At 71.8% G+C, this 23,148-nt stretch carries 17 protein-coding genes and 3 pseudogenes; 15 read left to right on the forward strand and 5 right to left on the reverse strand.

The features are described from left to right. Nucleotides 1–131 precede the first annotated feature (131 nt). The 4 genes from G567_RS0123900 to G567_RS0123915 all read right to left on the reverse strand — a co-directional run bounded on the left by G567_RS0123900 (nt 132) and on the right by G567_RS0123915 (nt 6,144). A complete protein-coding gene (locus G567_RS0123900) occupies nt 132–1,280 on the reverse strand; it encodes an acetate/propionate family kinase (protein WP_028931923.1) in 1,149 nt (382 codons plus the stop codon). Beyond that, a complete protein-coding gene (locus G567_RS0123905; RefSeq protein WP_028931924.1) occupies nt 1,268–3,658 on the reverse strand; it encodes a phosphoketolase family protein in 2,391 nt (796 codons plus the stop codon). Before G567_RS0123905 ends, G567_RS0123900 begins: the two co-directional genes overlap by 13 nt. Nucleotides 3,659–3,719: 61 nt before the next feature. Continuing rightward, complete coding sequence (locus G567_RS31090; RefSeq protein WP_037057984.1) at nt 3,720–4,874, reverse strand: MFS transporter; 1,155 nt, start codon at nt 4,872–4,874, stop codon at nt 3,720–3,722. Nucleotides 4,875–5,001: 127 nt separating this feature from the next. Then, the gene (locus G567_RS0123915; RefSeq protein ID WP_037057985.1) at nt 5,002–6,144 is read right to left on the reverse strand and encodes an RNA-guided endonuclease InsQ/TnpB family protein; all 1,143 of its coding nucleotides are present in this window, start codon (nt 6,142–6,144) and stop codon (nt 5,002–5,004) included. A gap of 287 nt (nt 6,145–6,431) precedes the next feature. Between G567_RS0123915 and G567_RS0123920 the strand changes: the two genes are divergently transcribed. Genes G567_RS0123920 through G567_RS0123940 form a run of 5 tightly spaced genes read left to right on the forward strand, consistent with a single transcriptional unit; the run spans nt 6,432 to nt 13,665 of the window. Beyond that, nucleotides 6,432–10,196, forward strand: coding sequence for a nitrate reductase subunit alpha (locus tag G567_RS0123920; protein WP_028931926.1), 3,765 nt, complete (start codon nt 6,432–6,434; stop codon nt 10,194–10,196). Then, nucleotides 10,196–11,935 (forward strand): nitrate reductase subunit beta, encoded by a 1,740-nt coding sequence (narH, locus tag G567_RS31095; RefSeq protein ID WP_051233497.1) that lies wholly within the window; start codon nt 10,196–10,198, stop codon nt 11,933–11,935. Before G567_RS0123920 ends, narH begins: the two co-directional genes overlap by 1 nt. Next, nucleotides 11,932–12,567: a nitrate reductase molybdenum cofactor assembly chaperone gene (gene narJ, locus G567_RS0123930; RefSeq protein ID WP_037057986.1), complete on the forward strand. Its 636-nt coding sequence runs from the start codon at nt 11,932–11,934 to the stop codon at nt 12,565–12,567. The genes narH and narJ overlap by 4 nt, the downstream gene beginning before the upstream one ends. Further along, a complete protein-coding gene (gene narI / locus G567_RS0123935; RefSeq protein ID WP_028931928.1) occupies nt 12,564–13,295 on the forward strand; it encodes a respiratory nitrate reductase subunit gamma in 732 nt (243 codons plus the stop codon). The genes narJ and narI overlap by 4 nt, the downstream gene beginning before the upstream one ends. Nucleotides 13,296–13,302: 7 nt before the next feature. Beyond that, nucleotides 13,303–13,665: a cupin domain-containing protein gene (locus G567_RS0123940; protein WP_245585776.1), complete on the forward strand. Its 363-nt coding sequence runs from the start codon at nt 13,303–13,305 to the stop codon at nt 13,663–13,665. Between the two features lie 27 nt (nt 13,666–13,692). On the opposite strand, the gene G567_RS31100 is transcribed toward G567_RS0123940, so the two are convergent. Further along, nucleotides 13,693–14,601: a universal stress protein gene (locus G567_RS31100; RefSeq protein ID WP_051233498.1), complete on the reverse strand. Its 909-nt coding sequence runs from the start codon at nt 14,599–14,601 to the stop codon at nt 13,693–13,695. Nucleotides 14,602–14,897: 296 nt separating this feature from the next. Here G567_RS31100 and G567_RS0123950 point away from each other — a divergent pair, with 296 nt between their 5' ends. The 10 genes and pseudogenes from G567_RS0123950 to G567_RS36475 form a co-directional block, all read left to right on the forward strand. Then, nucleotides 14,898–15,350 carry a CBS domain-containing protein gene (locus G567_RS0123950; RefSeq protein ID WP_028931930.1) on the forward strand — a complete coding sequence of 151 codons (453 nt, stop codon included), beginning with the start codon at nt 14,898–14,900 and terminating at the stop codon, nt 15,348–15,350. Nucleotides 15,351–15,426: 76 nt separating this feature from the next. Beyond that, on the forward strand, nt 15,427–16,284 hold the full coding sequence (locus G567_RS0123955; RefSeq protein ID WP_147201270.1) for a universal stress protein: 858 nt from the start codon (nt 15,427–15,429) through the stop codon (nt 16,282–16,284). After that, nucleotides 16,281–17,792: a bifunctional aminoglycoside phosphotransferase/ATP-binding protein gene (locus G567_RS31105; protein WP_245585777.1), complete on the forward strand. Its 1,512-nt coding sequence runs from the start codon at nt 16,281–16,283 to the stop codon at nt 17,790–17,792. The genes G567_RS0123955 and G567_RS31105 overlap by 4 nt, the downstream gene beginning before the upstream one ends. Nucleotides 17,793–17,995: 203 nt before the next feature. Beyond that, nucleotides 17,996–19,768, forward strand: a complete 1,773-nt coding sequence (locus G567_RS0123965; protein WP_028931932.1) for a sensor histidine kinase — start codon at nt 17,996–17,998, stop codon at nt 19,766–19,768. 309 nt (nt 19,769–20,077) lie between these two features. Further along, nucleotides 20,078–20,314, forward strand: a complete 237-nt coding sequence (locus G567_RS31110) for a three-helix bundle dimerization domain-containing protein (RefSeq protein WP_037057988.1) — start codon at nt 20,078–20,080, stop codon at nt 20,312–20,314. A gap of 223 nt (nt 20,315–20,537) precedes the next feature. Continuing rightward, a pseudogene (locus G567_RS37305) lies at nt 20,538–20,843 on the forward strand (DUF222 domain-containing protein); the annotation flags it as partial. Between the two features lie 238 nt (nt 20,844–21,081). Then, entirely contained in the window at nt 21,082–21,549 is a 468-nt protein-coding gene (locus G567_RS36460; protein WP_051233499.1) for a hypothetical protein, read from the forward strand. A gap of 74 nt (nt 21,550–21,623) precedes the next feature. Next, nucleotides 21,624–22,367 (forward strand): alpha/beta fold hydrolase, encoded by a 744-nt coding sequence (locus tag G567_RS36465; protein WP_051233500.1) that lies wholly within the window; start codon nt 21,624–21,626, stop codon nt 22,365–22,367. A gap of 163 nt (nt 22,368–22,530) precedes the next feature. Continuing rightward, a pseudogene (locus G567_RS36470) lies at nt 22,531–22,761 on the forward strand (class I SAM-dependent methyltransferase); the annotation flags it as partial. Between the two features lie 68 nt (nt 22,762–22,829). Then, nucleotides 22,830–23,148: pseudogene (locus G567_RS36475) on the forward strand (SAM-dependent methyltransferase); the annotation flags it as partial.

The raw sequence follows: 23,148 nt of genomic DNA on the forward strand, positions 1-23,148 counted from the left end.
GGCCGGGCCGGTGCCGACAACAGCAGGCGGACAAGTCCGCTCAAGGGCATCACGCCAGTCAGACCACGGGTCACACCCGCTGCTGTCACCACCAGCCCACCATCACCGGGCCGGCTCGACCATCCTCACAGTCAGCCCACGGGCCGTCCCGCCGGGTCGGCGGCGAGCACGGCGCGGACCTGCTCGGCGATCACCAGCTCCTCGCGGGCGTGGACGACGAGCGTGCGGACGCGGGCTCCGGCGAGGCTGATGTCGGCGTCGAGGGTGCCGTGGTCGCGGGCCGCGGCGGCATTGGCCGCCGGGTCGACCGCGACCCCGAGGAAGCCAAGGCCCGCCGCGGCGCGCAGCCGCAGGTCGGTGGCCCGCTCGCCGATCCCGCCGCTGAGCACGAGGGCGTCGAGCCCACCCAGCGCGGCGGCCATGGCGGCGATACCGCCCCGCAGCCGGTGCAGCCAGACGGCCACCGCCAGCTCGGCGCCCGCATCCCCGGCGGCCTCGGCGGCGAGCACCTCGCGCATGTCGGCGACGCCGGCCAACCCGGCCAGGCCCGAGTCGTGATCGAGAGCCTCGGCGACCTCGCGGACGCCCAGCCCGGCGTGCTCGACCAGCCACAGCGGGACGGCGGGGTCGAGATCGCCGCTGCGGGTGCCCATCACCAGCCCGGCGGTCGGGGTGAAACCCATCGTCGTGTCCACCGACCGGGGCCTGCCGCCGTCCCAGGAGACCGCGCACAGCGACGAGCCCGAGCCCAGGTGCGCGACGACCGTGCGCAGCCCGGGCCGCACCAGCTCCGCCACCCGCCGGGCCGCCCATTCGTGGGCGAGGCCATGGAAGCCGAATCGGTGCACCCCCAGCTCCGTCCGCCAGCGGCGGGGCAGCGCGTACGTGGCGGCCGCCGCGGGAAGGGTGGTGTGGAACGCGGTGTCGAAACAGGCGATGGCGGGCACGTCGGGCAGCGCCGCCATGGTGTCGCGCAGCGCGGCCAGCGCGGGCGGCTGGTGCAGCGGGGCCAGCGCGGCCAGCCGGTCCAGCTCCGTCAGCACCGCATCGTCCACGCGGACCGGGCCGTGCAACGCCGGCCCGCCGTGCACCACCCGATGGCCGACGGCATCGACCCGGCCCAGCCCGGCGACCGCGTCGCGCACCGCTCCGGGTGCGGTCCTGCCCTCCTCGGCCGGCAGGTCGACGCGGCGCACGACGGCGTCGCCGTGGTCGAGCAGCCGGATCTTGACGCTGCTCGACCCGGCGTTGACCACGAGCATCCGCGTCAGCCCGGCCATGCCCAGTCGCGCACGTCCGGGGCGTCCTCCCCGGTACGGCGGGTGTGCTCACGGCAGCGCAGCCGCTCGTCGAACATGTGCTGGCGCAGCGCCGCGTGCCGCACCCCCAGCCCGGGCACCCGGTCGATCACGTCGGCGACCAGGTGGAACCGGTCGAGGTCGTTGAGCATCAGCATGTCGAACGGGGTGGTGGTGGTGCCCTCCTCCTTGTAGCCGCGCACGTGCAGGTGCGGGTGGTGGGCGCGCCGGTAGGCAAGGCGGTGGATCAGCCACGGGTAGCCGTGGAAGGCGAAGATCGTCGGTGTGTCCGGCGGGAACAGCGCGTCGTACTCGCGCTGCGGCAGCCCGTGCGGGTGCTCGGTGGGGTCCTGCAGCCGCATCAGGTCGATCACGTTGACCACCCGCACCCGCAGCTCCGGCAGGTGCTGCCGCAGCAGCGTCACCGCCGCGAGCGTCTCCATCGTCGGGATGTCGCCGCAGCAGGCCAGCACCACGTCCGGCTCGCTGCCCGCGTCGCTGCAGGCCCAGTCCCAGACCCCGATCCCCCGCTCGACGTGCGCCACCGCGGCATCCACGTCGAGCCACTGCGGCGCGGTGTTCTTACCGGCCACCACGACGTTGATCCGGTCGCGGGTGCCCAGGCAGTGGTCCATCACGGCCAGCAGGGTGTTGGCGTCCGGCGGCAGGTACACCCGGATGACCTCGGCCTTCTTGTTCACCACGTGGTCGATGAACCCGGGGTCCTGGTGGGAGAAGCCGTTGTGGTCCTGCCGCCACACATGGCTGCTCAGCAGGTAGTTCAGCGACGCGATCGGCCGCCGCCACGGGATCTCCCTGCTCACCTTGACCCACTTGGCGTGCTGGTTGAACATCGAGTCGATGATGTGGATGAAGGCCTCGTAGCAGGTGAAGATGCCGTGCCGGCCGGTGAGCAGATATCCCTCCAGCCAGCCCTCACAGACATGCTCGGAGAGGATCTCCAGGACCCGCCCCTCGCGGCTCTGGTGCTCGTCGGTGGAGAGCCGCTCGCCGTCGAACTGCCGGTCGGTCACGTCGAACACGGCCTGTAGCCGGTTGGAGGCCACCTCGTCCGGGCCGAAGAGCCGGAAGTTCACCGGGTTCGCCTTGATCACATCCCGTACCCACCCGCCGAGCACCCTGGTGCTCTCCGCGGTCGCCGTACCGGGCGTCGACACCGCCACCGCGTGGTCGCGGAAGTCCGGCAGCCGCAGCGGCCGCAGCAGCTTCCCGCCATTCGCATGCGGTGTCGCGCTCATCCGCCGCGTTCCCCGCGGCGCCACGTCATCGAGCGACGGGACGGGCACACCGTCGGCGTCGAACAGCTCCTCCGGGCGGTAGGAGCGCATCCACCGCTCCAGCTCCGCCAGATGCGCCGCGTTCTCCCGAACCCCGGCCAGCGGAACCTGATGCGCGCGCCAGGTGCCCTCGACCGGCAGGCCGTCGACCTCGCGGGGACCGGTCCATCCCTTCGGGCTGCGCAGCACCAGCACGGGCCAGCGCGGCCGCTCGGTCTGCCCGCGCGCGACCCTGGCGCGGATACCGGCGATGGTGTCGGCGATGCGGTCCAGGGTTTCGGCCATGTCCCGGTGCGCGCGCATCGGGTCCTCGGGGGCCGCGACATCCACGAAGAACGGCTCGTGCCCGTAGCCCTGCAGCAGCGACCGCAGCTCGGTCTCGGGAATCCGCGCGAGCACGGTCGGGTTGGCGATCTTGTAGCCGTTGAGGTGCAGGATCGGCAGGACGGTGCCGTCGGTGACCGGGTCGAGGAACTTGTTCGCATGCCAGGAGGCGGCCAACGCCCCGGTCTCGGCCTCCCCGTCGCCGATCACGCAGGCCACCAGCAGGTCCGGGTTGTCCAGCGCGGCGCCGTAGGCGTGCGCCAGCGAATAGCCCAGCTCACCGCCCTCGTGGATCGACCCGGGGGTCTCGGGCGCGGTGTGGCTCGGGACGCCGCCGGGGAAGGAGAACTGCCGGAACAGCCGTTGCATCCCCGCGGCGTCCCGCGAGACGTCCGGGAACCGCTCGGAGTAGGTGCCCTCCAGCCACGCGGCGGCCACCATCGCCGGGCCGCCGTGCCCGGGCCCGTTGACGAACAGCATCTCGAGGTCACGTTCGGTGATCAGCCGGTTCAGATGGGCCCAGACGAACGTCAGCCCGGGGGTCGTGCCCCAGTGCCCGAGCAGCCGCGGCTTGATGTGCCGCGGGCTCAGCGGCTCGGTCAGCAACGGGTTGGCCTGCAGGTAGATCTGCCCCACCGCCAGATAGTTCGCCGCGCGCCACCAGGCATCGAGGTGGTCGAGCTCGGCGACCCCGCGCCGGCCGGGAGCGGGAACGGGCGCGCCAGCCGTGATCGTCATCCAATGGCTCCTGAGGGTCGAGGTGAACGCGCGAGAGGTACCCGCGCGGTCCGGGCCACACTCATGCGCCCGTCGCCACCCGCCGGTGCACGACGATCGCGGTGAACACTCCGGCCACCAGTGCGGTGGCCGCAAGCAGCAGGAACCCCACGGTGTAGTCGTGCATGCCGCCGTAGACCAGGCCCATCACCAGCGGCGGGAAGAACCCGCCCAGCCCGCCCGCGGCACCGACCACCCCGGTCACCGCGCCGACCCGCTCGGCCGGGACCAGCCGGGCGACCAGCGCGAACACGGCCCCCGTGCCGATGCCCAGCGCGGCGGCCATCCCGAGGAACACCACCGTCCGGGCCACCGTCAGCGGGAACTCGAACGAGGCCGCCACCGCCAGCACCGTGAGCGCGGCGAATGCCGCGGTCAGCACCCCGTCCGGGCGCATCCGGTCCGACAGCCACCCGCCGACCGGGCGCATCGCCACGGCCAGCACCACGAACCCGGCGGTCCGCAGCGCCGCGTCCCCGCGCTCCAGCCCGTGCTGGGTGGTCAGGTAGGTGGGCAGGTACACGCTGAACGCCACGAACCCGCCGAAGGCCACCGCGTACAGGAACGACAGCTGCCAGGTCACCCCCATCCGCAGGGTGCCCGCCAGTCGCGAGAGCATCGACCCGGACGGCACCTGCCGGTCGGGCCGGTCCCGCAGCAGCCCGTAGCTGACCACCGCGTACCCCACCAGCACCACCGCGACCAGGTCGAACGGAAAGCTGGGCCAGAGCGCCTCGGCCAGCTGCACGGTGGAGAACGCCGAGATCGCGGTGCCGCCCATGCCGGCGCCGAAGATCCCCAGCGCCAGCCCGCGCCGCTCCGGGGGGTACCACGAGTTCACGAACGGGACGCCGATCGCGAACGTCGTGCCGCCCAGACCCAGGAAGAATCCGCCGACGAGGAAGCCGGCCAGCGAGTCGGCGAAGTGGCCGAGGTAGAGCACCGGCAGAACGGTGAGCAGCGCGACGGTGGGGAACATCCGCCGGGCCCCCAGCCGGTCGGTCAGCGCACCGACCGGGATCCGCCCGACCGATCCGACGATCACCGGGACCGCCACCACCAGCGACTGCTCGAACGCGGTCAGCGACAGCTGCTCGCGCAGGCTCGCCCCCAGGGGCGAGAGCAGGGCCCAGGCCCAGAACGTCAGCGCGAACCCGATCGTGGCCAGCGCGAGCATCGCCGCGGGCGATGTCGATCCTCGGACGGGCGGGGTCGGCGTTGTGCTGCCGGTGGCTGCTGGTCGGTTGACGCTCCCTCGGCTGAAGCCGGGGGATTCCTGGTTCATCGACGGATGCCTCCCTGCGCTATGCGCGGAGCGGTCTGACTCCGTCTCCGCAGGCGAGCACGGCCAGCCCGGCCGCTCGTATGACCTTCGCCGCGTTCACATCGCGGTCGTGAACGGCGCCACACGGGCAGGTCCACTCCCGTACGTTCAGCGGCAACTTCTCGACGATCGCTCCGCACGCCGAGCAGGTCCTGCTCGACGGGTAGAAGCGGTCGATGGCGACCACCTGGCGTCCGTACCAGGCGGCCTTGTACTCCAGCATCCGCCGCAGCTCCGCCCAGCTCGCGTCGGAGATGGCGCGGGCGAGGGAGTGGTTGCGCACCAGGTTGCGGACCGCCAGGTCCTCGAGGACCACCGTTTGGTTCTCGCGGAGGATCCTCGTGGACAGCTTGTGCAACAGGTCCCGCCTGCGGTCGGCGATCCGGCCGTGGACCTTCGCCACTCGGAGCCGGGCCTTGGCCCGGTTGTTCGGCCCTTTCGCCTTCCGGGCGAGGCGCCGTTGGGCGAGCGCGAGCCGGGCCCGGTCGCGGTGTTCGTGCCGCGGATTGGGGATCTTCTCCCCGGTCGAGAGGGTGACCAGGCTGGTGAGCCCGGCGTCGATTCCGACCGCCGAGTCGATGGGGGCGTGTTCGGTGATGGCCTCCTCGACCAGGATCGCGATGTGGTACTGGTCGCGGGCGTTGCGGGTCACCGTCACCTGCGAGGGCACCGCCCCCGCGGGCAACGGGCGGGACCAGAGGATGTCCAGCGGCCGGTCCTGCTTGGCCAGGGTGAGTCGGCCGTTGCGGTAGGTGAAGCAGCCCCGGAAGTAGGTGGCAGAGCCGGTGGTCTTGCCCTTGCGTTTGAACCGCGGGTAACCCGCCCGCCTGGTCCAGAAGTTCACGAACGCGGCCTGCAGGTGCCGCAGCGCCGCCTGCAGCGGCCCTTTCGACGGTTCGGTCAGCCAGGCGGTGTCCGGGTCGCGCTTCCAGGCGGTGAGCATCCGGTCGGTCTCGGCGTGGGTGACCCGCCGCCGCTGCTGGGCCCACGCCTGCGACCCCTCCGCGAGAGCTCGGTTGTCGACGTAGCGGACGCAGCCGAAGGTGCGGGCCAGCTGGGCGGCCTGATCGGGGGTGGGGTGGAAGCGGTAGCGGTACGCCCGCCGCACCATCTTCGAACCCATGTTCGAGAGAACAGCAGGCGGTTCTGTCACGACGAAGTTGAGGCGCTCTCCCCCGCCCGAGGGCCGGAACCTGCGCGCTACGTATCACGGTCACGTCAGCTCCTCGTCTGCGGGTCGACGCCGCCGCGGCCGGGGGTGTTGGATGCGGCTGTCCGAGGAGAGGTTCACCCACGAGAGCGACCACGGCTAGGGGGCCTTCCGACCCGGGCGGGGGGACTTTCGGGCATTGATCGGTCGGCTTCGGCCCTGCCAGGGTCATTCCCGACACCCGCACGGATGGAGGTCGGATGACGCTCAGCGCAGATTCTCGTGGCCGGTCGGCGGCCGGGACCGATGGGTCCGCGGCCGACGCACTGCTGCGCACCGGCCGCTTCTTCACCCGGCGCGAGGTCTCCGAGGACCTGCGCGCGGTGTTCCGCCGCGGCGGGCGGGAGGGTGACGTCTTCTACCGCGACCGGTGGAGCCACGACAAGGTGGTGCGCTCCACGCACGGGGTGAACTGCACCGGCTCGTGCTCGTGGAAGGTCTACGTCAAGGACGGGATCATCACCTGGGAGACCCAGCAGACCGACTACCCCTCGGTCGGGCCCGACTCCCCGGAGTACGAGCCGCGCGGCTGTCCGCGCGGGGCGGCGTTCTCCTGGTACACCTACTCCCCCACGCGGGTGCGCTACCCGTATGCCCGCGGGGTGCTGGTGGAGTCCTACCGCGAGGCGAAGGCCCGGCTCGGTGACCCGGTCGCGGCGTGGGCCGAGATCACCACCGACCCGGAGAAGCGCCGCCGCTACCAGTCCGCGCGCGGCAAGGGCGGGCATGTGCGGGTCTCGTGGGACGAGGCCGTCGAGATCGTCGCGGCCGCGCACGTGCACACGATCAAGACCTACGGCCCGGACCGGATCGCCGGGTTCTCCCCGATCCCGGCCATGTCGATGGTCAGCCACGCCGCGGGATCGCGGTTCATCGAGCTCGTCGGCGGCGCGATGACCTCGTTCTACGACTGGTACGCGGACCTGCCGGTGGCCTCGCCGCAGGTGTTCGGTGACCAGACCGACGTGCCCGAGTCCGGGGACTGGTGGAACGCCACCTACCTGCTCATGTGGGGCTCCAACGTCCCGGTCACCCGTACCCCCGACGCGCACTGGATGGCCGAGGCGCGCTACAAGGGCCAGAAGGTCGTGGTCGTCTCACCGGACTACGCCGACAACACGAAGTTCGCCGACACGTGGCTGCCGGCCCAGCCGGGCACCGACGGCGCACTGGCCATGGCCATGGGCCACGTGATCCTCAAGGAGTTCTTCCTCGACCGGCGGGTCCCGTTCTTCGTCGACTTCGCGCAGCGCTACACCGACCTGCCGTTCCTGGTCACCCTCGAGGAGAACACCGCGCGCGACGGCGCGTACCTGCCCGGCAAGTTCCTCACCGCCGCCGGCCTCGGCGAGGACGGCGAGGGCGCGGCGTGGAAGACCGTGCTGGTCGACGGGCGCACCGGCGAGCCGGTCGTGCCGAACGGCTCGATGGGCTTCCGCTACACCGAGTCCGGGATGGGGCGCTGGAACCTCGACCTCGGCGACGTCGCGCCGCAGCTGACGGTGCTCGACCCCGCGAATCCCGAGTCCGCCGAGGTGCTGCTGCCCCGTTTCGACGGCGGGGTCGACGGCGGGGACGCCGCCGGCGGAGTGCTGCGCCGCGGCGTCCCGGTCCGCCGCATCGGCGGCCAGCTCGTGACCACGGTGTTCGACCTGATGCTCGCCCAGTACGGCGTTCACCGCGCTCCCCTCCCCGGGGTCTGGCCGAGCGGCTACGACGACCCGTCGCAGCCGTACACCCCGGCCTGGCAGGAGCCGATCACGTCGGTGCCCGCCGAGCAGGTGGTGAAGGTGGCGAGGGAGATGGCGCGCAACGCCGAGGAGTCCGGCGGCAAGACCATGATCATCATGGGCGCGGGGATCTGCCAGTGGTTCCACGGCGACGCCACCTACCGGGCGGTCCTGGCGCTGCTGATGCTCACCGGCTCGATGGGCCGCAACGGCGGGGGCTGGGCGCACTACGTCGGGCAGGAGAAATGCCGGCCGATCACCGGCTGGGCGACGATGGCGATGGCCACCGACTGGCAGCGGCCGCCGCGGCAGATGATCGGGACCGCCTACTGGTACACCCATACCGACCAGTGGCGGTACGACGGCTACCGGGCCGATGCGCTGACCTCGCCGCTCGCGCAGGGCCATCTCAAGGGCATGCACACCATCGACACCATCGCGCTCTCGGCCCGGCTGGGCTGGATGCCGTCCTACCCACAGTTCGACCGCAATCCCCTCGACCTGGCCGACGAGATCGGGGAGAAGGACGTCGCCGGCCACGTCGCGGAGCAGCTGCGGACCGGGAAGCTGAACTTCGCGATCGAGGACCCCGACGCCCCGGAGAACTGGCCGCGCTGCCTCACCCTGTGGCGGGCGAACCTGCTGGGCTCCTCGGCCAAGGGCGACGAGTATTTCCTGCGGCATCTGTTGGGTACCCACAACAACCTGCTGGCCGACCAGACACCCGAGGACCGCAGGCCCCGCGATGTGGTCTGGCGCGACGGCGAGCCCCCGGAGGGCAAGCTCGACCTGCTGCTGTCGCTGGACTTCCGGATGACCAGCTCGACGCTGTTGTCCGACATCGTGCTACCGGCCGCGACCTGGTACGAGAAGCACGATCTGAACACCACCGACATGCACCCGTTCGTGCACGCCTTCAGCCCGGCGATCGACCCACCGTTCGAGTCGCGCACCGACTTCGACGCCTTCAACGCCATCGCCACGCGGTTCAGCGAACTCGCCCGCACCCACCTCGGGGTCCGCCGCGACATCGTGGCCGTGCCGTTGCAGCACGACACGCCCGGCGAGACCGCGCAGCCGGGCGGGCGGGTGCTCGACTGGCGCGCCGGCAGTGCCGATGCGCGCTCCGCCGACGCTCCGCGCGGCGTCGAACCGATCCCGGGCAAGACGATGCCGAACTTCGTGGTCGTCGAGCGCGACTATCCCGCGCTCGCGGACAAGATGGTGACGGTCGGGCCGCTGGTCGACCGGCTGGGGATGACGACCAAGGCGATCACCTACCACGCGGAGGAGGAGATCGCCTACCTGGGCGCGAAGAACGGGGTGATGCTCGGCGGCGCCGGGGACGGGCGACCCGCGATCGACACCGACGCCAAGATGGCGGAGGCGATCCTGACGCTGTCCGCGACGACGAACGGGCGCCTGGCCGTACACGGATTCGCCGAGGCCGAGCGACGCACCGGGATGAAACTGGTCGACCTGGCCGTGGGCAGCGAGGACAAGCGGATCAGCTTCGCCGACACCCAGGCCCGCCCGGTCCCGGTGATCACGAGCCCGGAGTGGTCGGGCAGCGAGACCGGCGGGCGGCGCTACGCCCCGTTCACCGTCAACGTCGAGCGGGGCAAGCCATGGCACACCCTGACCGGGCGGATGCATTTCCTGCTCGACCACGACTGGATGTCCGACTTCGGCGAGCTGCTGCCGATCTACCGGGCCCCGCTGGACATGCACAAGCTCTTCGGCGAGGCGCAGCCGGGCACCCTCGGCGACGAGGGTGCCTCGGTGACCGTCCGCTACCTCACCCCGCACTCCAAGTGGTCGATCCACTCCGAGTACCAGGACAACCTGTTCATGCTGTCGCTGTCCCGGGGCGGGCCGGTGGTGTGGATGAGCGAGCAGGACGCCGGGGCGATCGGGGTGCGCGACAACGACTGGGTGGAAGCGGTCAACCGCAACGGGGTGCTGGTGGCCAGGGCGGTCGTCAGCCACCGCATGCCGGCCGGCACGGTGTTCGTCTACCACGCCCAGGAGCGGGTGGTGAACGTCCCGAAGTCCGAGGCGACGGGCCTGCGCGGCGGTATCCACAACTCGCTGACCCGCATTCTGGTCAAGCCCACGCATCTCATCGGCGGCTACGCCCAGCTGTCGTTCGCGTTCAACTACCTCGGACCGACCGGCAACCAACGCGACGAGATCACCGTGATCCGGCGGCGCTCCCAGGAGGTGCAGTACTGATGAGGGTCATGGCCCAGCTGGGCATGGTGATGAACCTCGACAAGTGCATCGGCTGCCACACCTGCTCGGTGACCTGCAAACAGGCGTGGACCAACCGCAGCGGCGTCGAGTACGTGTGGTTCAACAACGTGGAGACCCGCCCCGGCCAGGGCTACCCGCGCCGCTACTCCGACCAGGAGACCTGGAAGGGCGGCTGGGTGCGCACCGCGCGCGGCCGGCTGCGGCTGCGGGCGGGTGGGCGGTTCAAGAAGCTTCTGTCCATCTTCGCCAACCCCGTCCTGCCGAACATCCGCGACTACTACGAGCCGTGGACCTACGACTACGAGACCCTGACCGACGCCCCGCTGGGCGATGACTTCCCCGTCGCGCAGCCGAAGTCGCTGATCTCGGGTCAGCCGATGGCCGTGGAATGGAGCGCCAACTGGGATGACGACCTCGGCGGCGCGCCCGAGCACGGTCCCCGCGACCCGATCGTCGAGCGCATCCGCACCGAGTCCGAGGACAAGGTGCGCTTCGAGTACGAGCGCGCGTTCATGTTCTTCCTGCCGCGGATCTGCGAGCACTGCCTCAACCCGTCCTGCGTGGCGTCCTGCCCGTCCGGGGCGATGTACAAGCGCGCCGAGGACGGCATCGTGCTGGTCGACCAGGACCAGTGCCGGGGCTGGCGGATGTGCGTGACCGGCTGCCCGTACAAGAAGGTCTACTTCAACCACCGCACGGGCAAGGCCGAGAAGTGCACGTTCTGTTACCCGAGGGTCGAGGTCGGGTTGCCGACGGTGTGCAGCGAGACCTGCGTGGGACGGCTGCGCTACATCGGGCTGTTCCTCTACGACGCCGACCGGGTCACCGAGGCCGCGTCCGTGGAGAACGAGCACGACCTGTATCCCGCACAGCTGGAGCTGCTGCTCGACCCGCACGACCCACAGGTGATCGCGGCCGCGCGGCGCAGCGGAATCGCCGAGGACTGGATCTCGGCAGCCCAGCATTCCCCGGTCTACAAGCTGGCCAAGCAGTACCGGGTGGCGCTACCGCTGCATCCGGAGTTCCGCACCATGCCGATGGTCTGGTACATCCCGCCGCTGTCCCCCGTGGTCGACCGGCTCACCGAGACCGGCCACGACGGTGAGGACGCCGGCAACCTGTTCGGCGCGATCGACGCGCTGCGCATCCCCATCGAGTACCTGGCGGAGCTGTTCACCGCGGGCGACCCCGAGCCGGTGCGGACGGTCCTGCAGAAGCTGGCCGCCATGCGCTCCTACATGCGGGACGTGACGCTCGAGCGGCCCCGCGACGAGTCGATCGCCACCGCGGTCGGGATGACCGGCGGCGAGATCGTCGAGATGTACCGGCTGCTGGCGATCGCGAAGTACGAGCAGCGCTATGTCATCCCGACCGCCTACTCCGGCGAGGCCCGCGAGCTCGAGGAGCTCGGCTGCAGCCTGGACGTCGACGGCGGGCCCGGGATGGTCGCGGGCAGCGGGCCCTTCGGCGAGGCGTCCGGGCGCCCGCTGCCGGTCTCGGTCGAGACCTTCCACGCCCTGCGCCACCGCCAGACCAGCGAGGAACTCGCCGACCCCGGCGAGCCGGGGGCGCGGATCAACCTGCTCAACTGGGACGGTAAGGGCCGCCCGGCGGGGTTGTTCCCGCCGCGGCGCACCGCGTCGGAGCCGGAATCGGGGACCGCGGACCCGACGGCCGATCCCCGGCCGGACACCCCCATGGCGAAGGACCGCCCATGACGATCCAGTCCTACGACGATCAGGCCCACGCCACCGTCCTGCAGGCCGCGTCGGTCTGCCTGCAGTACCCCGACGAGTCCGTCCTACCGATGTTCCCGCTCGTCCGCGGCGCCGTCGACGCCCTGCCGGACGGCACGCCGGGGGCCCGGCTGACCGCGTTCCTCGACGCCGTGGCGGGCATCCCACCCGGCGAGCTCGCCGAGCACTACGTGCGCACCTTCGACAACCGGCGGCGCTGCTGCCTCTATCTGACCTGGTGGGCCGATGGGGAGACCCGCCGTCGTGGCGGGGCGCTCGCCGCGCTCAAGGCCCGCTACCGGGCGGCGGGCGTCGAGCTGGACAGCACCGAGCTGCCCGACTTCCTGCCCGCGGTGCTCGAGTTCGCGGCCACCGCCGACCTGGCCGACGGGCTCGCGGTGCTGCAGGAGCATCGGGCGGGTATCGAGCTGCTGCGGCTCGCGCTGATCGAGGTGGGCACCCCGTACGCGGCGCCCGTCGAGGCGGTGTGCGCGCTGCTGCCCGGACCGTCGCCCGCCGACGTCGCCGCGGCGAAGGCACTGGCCCGCAGCGGGCCACCGCGCGAACAGGTCGGGCTGGAGCTGGCCCCCTTTTCCCCGGGAGGAACGCGATGAGCGGGGTGGACGTGCTGCTCTGGGGGGTGCTGCCGTACGTGATGGTCGTCATCCTCGTCAGCGGCACGATCTGGCGGTACCGCTACGACAAGTTCGGCTGGACCACTCGCTCCTCGGAGCTGTACGAGTCGCGGCTGCTGCGCATCGGCAGCCCCCTGTTCCACTTCGGCCTGCTCGTGGTGATCATCGGGCATGTGATCGGCCTGCTGATCCCCGAGAGCTGGACCGACGCCATCGGCCTTTCCGAGCACGCCTACCACATCCAGGCGCTCGTCCTCGGTGGCATCGCCGGTTTCTGCACCCTCGTCGGCGTGGGGATCCTCGTCTACCGGCGGCGCACGTCGGGCCCGGTGTTCATGGCCACGACCCGCAACGACAAGCTGATGTACGTGGTGCTCGTGGCCGCGATCGTGGCCGGGCTGGCGACCACCGTGCTCGGCACCGGCATCATCGGCGAGCAGCATTCCTACCGGGAGACGGTCTCGCCGTGGTTCCGGTCGCTGTTCGTGCTGCAGCCCGACGTCGCGTCGATGGGCCAGTCGAACCTGGAGTTCAAGATCCACACCCTGATCGGGATGCTGCTGTTCACGATCTGGCCGTTCACCCGGCTGGTGCACGCGTTCACCGCGCCGTTGGCCTACCTGTTCCGGCCCTACATCGTGTATCGCTCACGGGATGCGGGACCCGCGACGCGACCCACCCGCCGCGGGTGGGACCGTGTCGGCTGAGCCGCGGATGGAGAGGGACGATTCGGTGCACAAGACCTCATTGGACGCATTGGCCCGCGAGCAGTTGGAGGCGGCCAAGGCCAATGCCCGTGGGCGCAGCTCGCGCACGGTCTACGGCGGGCACGAACGGGTGCTGCGCCAGACCTTGATCGCGTTGTGTGGCGGGCAGGCCCTCGCCGAGCACGAGAGCCCCGGCGAGGCCACCGTGCACGTCCTGCGCGGGCGGGTACGCCTCGTCGCGGGCCCCAATTCCTGGGACGGCAGGCAGGGCGACCTGCTGATCGTCCCGGACGCCCCGCACAGCCTGGAGGCCGTCGAGGACGCCGCCGTCCTGCTCACCGTCGCGAAGACCCGGACCGCGGCTGGTTGAGCCCGCGGTCCGGATCTCCGGACCAGGTCACCCCGTCGGCTGCGCGGACCGGTCCGCGGCGCGATCGGCGCCGTCCTCCGGGCCCGCGACCGGCGGGGTGATCACCACCGGGCAACCGGCGAACTCGACGAGTCCCTTGCTGGTGGAACCGAGCTGGCGGATCCCGCCGGGCGGGAGGCCCCGACGGTGGCCCGCGACCAGCATCCGGGCCCCGTCCGCGCGCGCGAGCAGCGCGCGCAGCGGGTTGTCGCCGAGGACCGCGCGCTCGACCTGCAGGCCGGGATGACGCTCCAGCACCGGGGCCAGGCTCGCGTCGAGCACCTCGCCCGCCTCCTGGGCCAGTGCGTCCCAGTCGTCGCTGAGCCGCCGCATCCGGCCGGACTCGTCGGCGGCGACGTCGGCCCACGTGTGCATCGCCACGAGCCGGGCCCCGGACGCCTCGGCGAGCTCCGCCGCGAACTCGAGCGCCCCGTTCCCGGTAGGGGAACCGTCGACCCCCACCACGACCGGGCCGCCGCGCGGCGGCGGAATGCCCGGCCCCTGCCCTCGGATCACCGCCACCGGACACGGGCAGGCGGCCAGCAGCGCCAGCGCGGTGTCGCCGGCGAGCATCCCGGCCACCGCACCCTCGCCGTAGCTGCCCACCACCAGTAGCCGTGCCCCCGCCGCCCGGTCGAGCAGCACCTCGACCACGTCACCCGCCACGACGTGGGACGCAACGGGATCGGCGCCGACGCGCTCGGCGATACGCCCCAGTTCGCCGAGCCAGCCCGGCTCGGTCCCCTCCGCGCCCTGACCGCCAACGGTGTGCAGCAGGCACAGCGGAGCCCGCCACACGGAGGCGAGATCGGCGGCCCATTCGGCGGCGTCGCGCGCGGAGTCGCTGTCGTCGACCCCGACCACGATCAACCGGGAATCGGTGCGTTCTTCCGCCACGGCGACGCCCTCCCGTCACTGCCTACCCGACCGGGTCCGGCCCCGGGTCTTACCGGGGCACCCCACGGTTGCAGGGCCGCCTCCACCGTAGCCGGGCCGACGGACGGCGTCCCGGTGACGGCCGTCCTCATGACGGCCCATCCGGCGCCACAGGCACAGGGCCGAAGGACCCGGCCGTGCGGGTCTCCCGTCTCCCCCGCCACGGGCCGGCCGCACCCTCGTCAAGGTCGTCCGCCTCTCCCTCGGGCGGGTCGGATCGGCCACCATGGTCGTGAGCGACGAATCGAGGAGGTCCCATGTCGGCCTACCGCACCCGTCTCGGGGCCCCGCCCCAGAACCTCGACGACGACCCGCCGCTTTCCGTCCTGATGACGCGGCAGCTCGTCGGCGTCACCTCCGACACCGACGCGCTGGTCGCGCTGCGGCTCATGGCCCGCAACGGCGTCCGGCACCTCCCGGTGATCGACGGGACGGACTGTCGCGGCCTGGTCCTCGAACGTGACCTGCTCGCCCACATCCCCGCGAGCATGGCGCGTTTCCCGGCCGCCCCGCCGCTCGTCACCACGTTCTGCCGGGCCGCCCCGGTCCTGCGCGCCACCGACCACCGCTCCACCGCGGCCGAACGGATGCAGGCGACCGGGGTGGACGCGGTCCTGGTGACCGAGGGCGAGCGGCTCGTCGGGCTGGTCACCGCCACCGACCTGATCCGTTCTCTCGCCGAGGCCGCCGCGCCGAGGCCACCCGGCTGAGCCACGTGCGGCCCGCCCCACGTCGCGTCGAGACCCCCACCACTGCCAATGCACGGATCGGAGCGCCTTCGTGAACATGGCTGACGAACATCAGGACCCCGGCGTGATCGTCGGGGTGGACGGCACGGACACCGCGTTACGAGCGGTCCGGTGGGCGGTGACCGAGGCCCGGTCCCGCCGTCTGCCGCTCACCGTCGTGCACGCCGCTCCCTACGCCACCGACCCGGCCGGGCGCCGGCGGGCCGCATCGATCCTGGCCCGTGGCTACACGGTCGCGTTGCGGCAGGCACCCGACGTGAAGATGCGCACCGAACGGCTCGACGGCCAGCCGCTGCGCGCGCTGCTCGACGCCGCGGACCGGGCGGCGCTGATGGTGGTCGGCATGGTGGGCGGCGACCACGTGCACGACGCGCTCATCGGTTCGCTCGCGCTCGATCTCGCCGGCCGGGCGAGCTGCCCGGTCGTCGTCGTCCGCGGCGATCCGCCCCCCGCCGGCGGACCGGTGCTGGTCGGGGTCCTGGACGCGGCGACCGACGCCGCCGCGCTGACCGCCGCCTTCGCCGACGCGCGTATCCACCGGACGCGGCTGATCGCGCTGCACTCCGGGACGATGGCGGCCGACCGGCTCGCCGACGAGCTCGCACCGTGGCGCGACCGGTTCCCGACCGTCGAGGTGGATCTGCGGGTGACCGACGAGCGCCCGATCGAGGCGCTGCTCGAGGAGGCAGCCCAGGCCCGGCTGGTCGTCGTGGGTGCCAATACCCGCAGTGCGCCGATGCGGGTGCTGCTCGGTTCCACCAGCCGGGCCCTCGTCCGCTGGAGTCCGTGCCCGGTGGCGGTGGTGTCGCCGCAGGTCACCTCCATCGAGCCGGAGCTGGAACTGCCCGCGCCCGCCCGGGTGACCGAGCCGCGCGATCGGGGTGAGCTGTGGTGAGCGGGGCCGAGCTGCGGGAGACCCACGTCGGCATCGTCATGCTCATCGGTGACCGCGCGTACAAGATGAAGAAGCCGGTGCGCACCGGGTTCCTGGACTTCAGCACCCTCGAGCTGCGCCGGGAGGTGCTGCGCCGCGAGCTCGAGCTCAACCGCAGACTCTCCCCGGATGTCTATCTCGGGATCAGCGATGTGTCCGCCCCGCGCCCGGACGGTGCGCCCGCCGACGTGGCCGAGCACCTGCTGGTCATGCGGCGGATGCCGGCCGACCGGCGGCTCGCCACGCTGCTGACCACCGGCGCCGACCTCAGCGGGCCGCTGCGGGAGCTGGCGCGGCTGATGGCGCGCTTCCACGCCGGCGCCGCCCGCGGACCCGCGGTGAACGCGGAAGGCAGCCAGGACGCGCTGCGCGAGCGTTGGCGGGACAACATCGCGGAGACCCGCGCGATTCCCGGCGCTCCGCTCGACGACACCGCGATCGACGTGATCGAGCGGCTCTCGATGCGGTTCATCGACGGCCGCGGCCCGTTGTTCGCCCACCGGATCGCCGACGACCGGATCGTCGACGGCCACGGCGACCTCATCGCCGACGACGTGTTCTTCCTCGACGACGGTCCGCGGGTGCTCGACTGTCTCGAATTCGACGATCGGCTGCGCTACGTCGACGCGCTCGACGACGTGGCATTCCTCGCGATGGACCTGGAACGTCTCGGCGCGCCCGACCGCGCGGCCGAGTTCCTGGTCGCCTACACCGCGTTCTCCGGCGACCCGGCCCCATCCGCGCTCCGCCACCACTACACCGCCTACCGCGCGTTCGTCCGGACCAAGGTGGCGTGCCTTCGCCACGGGCAGGGCGACTCCGCCGCGGCCCAGACGGCTCTCGAGTACGCCGAGGTGGCGCGCCGGCATCTCGAACGAGGTGCCGTTCGGCTGGCCCTGGTCGGCGGGCTGCCCGGGACCGGCAAGACGACCATCGCCGGCGGGCTCGCCGACCGGTTCGGCGCGGTGGTGCTGTCCAGCGACCGGATCCGCAAGGAACTCGCCGGGATCAACCCGACCGCCCGCGCCGGCGCCGCATACCGGGAGGGGCTCTACAGCGCCGAGCACACCGAAGCGCTGTACCGCGAGCTGCTGGACCGGGCTGGCGAGCTGCTGTCCCGCGGCGAGTCGGTGATCCTCGACGCGTCGTGGACCTCGGCGCTGCACCGGCAGGAGGCCGAGAAGCTCGCGAAGCATACGCACAGCGAGCTGATCCAGCTGGAGTGCCGGACCAGCACCGAGACCGCGGTGCAGCGGCTGCGCACCCGTCCGGTCGGCAGCTCGGATGCGACCGCGGAGATCGCGGCGGCAATGGCCGCCGCCGACGAGTGGTCCGACGCGATGATCGTCGACACCTCAGGGCCGGTCGAGGAGTCGCTGCGGCACGCGGCACCGGCCTGGCAGGCCCTCTCCTGGCCCCCGCGCCGCCACCCCCGACCCCACTGCCCGTCGAGAACGAACTTGTGGTGATCCACAGTGCTGTTCGATCATCACAAGTTCGTTCTCGACGTCGGCGGGCCATGGGTCGACCTGGGCTGAGCACATGTGATCCGCGTAGTTCCCCGGGCACCAACGGTGAGATCCCCGCGCGCAGCATGCAGACTAGGAACGAGGGGCGGGATGGGATCGCCGACACAGTCCGCATCCGACGGGTCGAGGAGGTGCCACGGAAGATGGCGGGACGTGAGGCACACCATGTCAACGCCGAGGATCCGGCTGCCGGCGCCGGTGATGCCGGTCAGCAGGAGGAGCTGACGTTCCCGGATCTGCCGCGAATGGAGCTCGACCAACTGCTCGGGCAGTTGATCGAACGCGCCCAGGAGGTGATGGGCACCCAGGAGCGGTTGCGTGGGCTGCTGCGCGCCAGTCAGGCGATCATCGGAGATCTGACCCTTCCGACGGTGCTCTCACGCATCGTCGAGGCCGCCCGTGAGCTCGTCGGCGCCCGCTACGCCGCGCTCGGCGTCATCGCCGCGCACGGCGGCCTGGCCGAGTTCGTCCACTCCGGCATGCCCCCCGAGGACGTCGCCCGGATCGGGCATCTGCCCCAGGGCAAGGGCCTACTCGGTGCGCTCATCGACGACCCCCGGCCGATCCGGCTGCGTCGCATCAGCGACGACGTCCGGTCGTCCGGGTTCCCGTCCGGGCACCCGCCGATGACCACCTTCCTCGGCGTCCCGATCCGGGTCCGTGACGAGATCTTCGGCAATCTCTATCTCTCCGAGAGCCGCAACGGCGAGTTCAGCGCGGAGGACGAGGAACTGGTGACGGCACTCGCCGCCACCGCCGGTGTGGCGATCGAGAACGCCCGGCTCTACGAGGACTCCCGCACCCGCGGGGAGTGGCTCCGCGCCTCCGCCGCGATCACCCGCCGGATGCTCTCGTCCGACACCAGCCACAGCGGTCAGGCCCTGCGGTTCATCGCCGAATGCTGCCGGGACATCGCGCAGGCCGACCTCGTCTCGGTGGTGCTGCCGACCGGCGACGGCGAGCACCTCCGCATGGAGGTCGTGGTCGGCGCCGGCGCCGACCAGTTGCAGGGCCGCGAGGTGCCCGTCCAGGGCTCCCTGGTCGGGCAGGTGTTCGCCAGCGGCCGGCCGCTGCGCGTCGACACCGCCGACGAGCGGCCCGGGCTGGAGTTCTTCGCCTCCAGGGTGCTGGACATCGGGCCCGTGCTGGTCGTCCCGCTCGCGGGTTCGAACCAGGTGAACGGTGTGATCAGCTCTGCCAGGCTCAGTGGCCGACCCGGTTTCACCTCCGAGGACCTCGACATGGCCGCGGGGTTCGCCAACCAGGCCTCGATCTCGATCGAGCTCGCCGAGGCCCGCGCCGAGCAACAACGTGCCGCGATGCTCGACGAACGCGATCGCATCGCAGCCGATCTGCACGACCACGTGATCCAGCGGCTGTTCGCGGCCGGGCTCTCGCTGCAGAGCGTCGCCGCCAGCCTCGGCCCTGGCCGGTCCACGGACCGGGTCGTCGGCACCATCCGCGATCTCGACGACACCATCAAGCAGATCCGCACCACGATCTTCCAGCTTCACCGGAGCGGCGGCGCCACGCCGGCGGGACTGCGGTCGCGGCTGCTGGACGTGGTCGCCGACCTGACCGAGGTGCTCGGGTTCGAGCCTGCGTTGCGGTTCTCCGGACTCCTGGAGGACACCGTGGGTGACGACGTCGCCGAGGATCTCACCGCGGTCCTGCGCGAGGCCCTCACCAACGTCGCCCGCCATGCCCGAGCCCGATCCGCCGAGATCGACATCATCGCGGGCGCCGACCGGTTGACCCTCGACGTTCGCGACGACGGCGTCGGCATCGGTTCCAGCACCCGGCGCAGCGGGCTCGCCAACCTGCGGCACCGCGCCGAACGCCACGGCGGTATCCTCACCCTCGATTCGCGGGAGCCGTGCGGTACCCATCTGTGCTGGTCGATTCCGAACAGCTGAGCCCGTCCGGCCGCCTCCGTCCGTAGCAGCACCGGAAACGGATTGCCATATCGAGATCCACTCATGAGATCCGGAATAGCTTTGGCGGAGCCGGTGCGCACGAGCCGATCCACCCACCCGGATCAGGACCTTCGTCCTCCAGGTCAGAGTCCACCGTCTGGTCCTCCAGCTGAGCGATCTCGTCATGCTGGTTGTCGCCGGCCCTCCCGCGACAGGGATGTCGTCACTATTCGCTCGCTACTCACCGACACGTAGCGGAAACTATCCGGGCCCATAACCAAAGAGCAGCAGGAAATCAGGAGAATATTGATGGGATCCGCCCCGGGCGGCGCGTACGCCTGCCCACAGCACGACCTGGCCGTACAGGGCGCGATCGAACGCCTTGCGTCCGAGTTCAGCCACCGCGCATGCCGGAAGACGGTCAGCCACGTCGTATGCGGCTCCCGACACGATCTCGACACCTCACCGGTGCATGCGCTTCCGGAGCTCGTCGAACGTCTCGCCCGTCAGCGGCTGTTGCAGCTCACCGACTTCGTCGTCGACTGAGCGTGCTCCCGCCCCAGGATCGAGCAGATCCGGTTCCGCGGGGTACCGGTGAACGGTCGGGGCCGCGCCGGAATGCCACTGACCTGCACCGAATGACCATTTTTCGAACATTGGTTCGAGTACGCTGAACGCGTGTCCGACAGCCCGCTGCGCGCCGCCCGCCGCCTCCTGGTCGAGGCGCTGGACGCCGTGGGCGCGGCGGTCGGGGCGGGTGCGGCGGGGGGTGTTCGCCGAGCGCGGCTACAAGGGCCCGGCCGGGGCGCTGGGGATCTGCTGGGCTGGACGGTGCCGCGCTGCCCCGCGGCTGCCGGCCACCGCCGCGGTGTTCGCCGCAGGCCAGGCCGGCCTGCGCCACGTCGAGGTGATTGCCAAGCTGCTGGCCGGCCCCGCCGCCGAACGGCTCGCCCCCGAGGTGTGGGCCGGCGCGGAGGAACAGCTGGCGGGCAAGACCGCCGTCTACACCCCCTCGGAGCTGCTGGCGTACGGCAGACGGCTGATCGAGATGCTCGACGCCGACGGGCCCGAACCCGACGACGAGCCGCCGGCCCCGGTCAACGAGCTCATCCTCAACCCGAACCGGGGCGGTTCCGGCGGCACGCTCAAGGGCCGATTCGACGACGCGGCCCTGTTCGCCACCATCGCCACCCTCATCGAGGCCAAGGCCGCCCCGCTGACCGGCGACGCCGCCGTCACCCCCATTGTGCTGGGCGGCGCACCCGCACCATCCCCGACGGGTTGCGCCGGGCGGTGGCCGCCCGCGACCAGGGATGTGCCTACCCCGGCTGCGGCCGGCTCGCACCCTGCTGCGCCTGGAGCGTCAAGGTCTGCGCGTCAAACAGCACCTGACCTCCGACGCGGGTGGCTGCGCCGCCCACTCCTATGGCCGCGTACGGGGGTTCTTCCGCGAGCATCCGTGCACCGCCCTGTTCCGTGCCCTGTTCGAGGTGCGAGACAAGCGTGGCAACGTCGTGCTCGTGGCGGTCGCCTGGGTCGACATGCCCGATGCCGCGCAGGCGAGGGAGTTTCAGCGCCTCGTGGACCGCCACGGCACCGGCAACATCGTCGAACTCTCCCGGGAACGCGGGCGCTACCAGAACGTGCGGTTCACCGGCGACCACTACGCGTCGGTCCGCGACGACACGACCGTGGTCAACGCACAGGCCCAGACCGTCGGCCGTGCACCGGCGGCCCGCGCGCTGGCCGAGCAGGTCGTCGACGCGGCCCTCTCCCCATGATCTTCGGGCGCTCGACCGATGACTTCCTGACGAGCCGGTCGTCTCAGGTCACGAGACCCGAGAGGAGGACGCCGATGGCGGAGACGTTCGTGCTGATCCCCGGCGCCGGGGGCAGCGGCTGGTACTGGCATCGGCTCGTCGAGGAACTGGACCGGCGCGGCTGCGAGGCGGTGGCGGTGACGCTGCCCGCCGACGACGACAGCGCCGGCCTGGTCGAGTACGCGGACGCGGTGATCGAGGCGATCGACGGGCGGACCGGGCTCGTGCTCGTCGCCCAGTCGATGGGCGGGTTCACCGCGCCGCTGGTCTGCGAGCGGGTGCCGGTCGACCTGCTCGTCCTGCTGAACGCGATGGTACCCGCGCCGGGCGAGTCGCCCGGCGAGTGGTGGGCGAACACCGGTCACACGCAGGCGCGCGCGGAGCAGGCCGCCCGGGACGGCCGCTCGCTGGCCGAGGAGGACCTGGTGGCGGACGTGTTCTTCCACGACGTCCCGCCCGAGGTGACGGCGGCGGCGATGGCGGCGGGCGCGCCGGACCAGTCCGAGACGCCGTTCACCCGACCCTGGCCGCTCCCCGCGTGGCCGGACGTCCCGACGAGGTTCCTGCAGGGCCGCGACGACCGCTTCTTCCCTCTGGAGTTCCAGCGGCGCATCGCGCGGGCACGCCTGGGAATCGACGTCGACGAGATGCCCGGCGGGCACCTGGTCGCGCTGAGCAGGCCGACCGAGCTGGCCGACCGGCTGGGGGCATACCTGGCCTTCACGGTCGACCGGGCGTCGATCCGCGACGGGTTCACCCAAGGACATCCCATATTTTGAGACAAACGTTGCAATATATGAGAAGTATGTGGGTACTCTCCAGCGCATGGCCACGGCGACACACAGCTACGGGCAGGGGCACGCCGAGAGCGTGCTGCGGTCGCAGCACTGGCGGAGCGTGGACAACTCCGCCGCCTACCTCGCCCCGCACCTGCGTCCCGGGATGGACGTCCTGGACGTCGGCTGCGGCCCGGGCACGATCACCGTCGACCTCGCGCGGCGGGTAGCCCCGGGCACCGTCGTCGGGATCGACGCCTCCGCGGCCGTGCTGCGACAGGCCCGCGCGAACGCCGAGCGCGCGGGCGTGCGCAACGTCGCCTTCCGGCAGGGCGACGTGCTCGCCCTCGACGAGGGGATCGGCACATTCGACGTCGTGCACGCCCACCAGGTGCTGCTGCACCTCGCCGATCCGGTCGCCGCGCTGCGCCGGATGCTGCGGCTCACCCGGCCCCGGGCGGGCTGGTGGCCGCGCGCGACACCGACTACGCCGGCGCCATGTGGTGGCCCACCGATCCCCGGCTGGACCGATGGCTGCGGATCTACCACGCGGTCGCCCACGACAACGGCACCGAACCCGACGCCGGGCGCCGCCTGCTCGCCTGGGCGCACGCCGCCGGCGCCACCGACGTCGCCCCCAGCGCATCGATCTGGTGCCATTCCACCCCCGCCGAGCGGGCCTGGTGGGGCGGGCTGTGGGCCGACCGGATCCTCGACTCCCGCCTCGCCGAGCAGGCCGTCGACGGCGGCCACGCCACCCGGGCCGAACTGGAAGGAATCTCCG

The organism is Pseudonocardia asaccharolytica DSM 44247 = NBRC 16224 (assembly GCF_000423625.1).
Classification (GTDB): Bacteria; Actinomycetota; Actinomycetes; order Mycobacteriales; family Pseudonocardiaceae; genus Pseudonocardia; species Pseudonocardia asaccharolytica.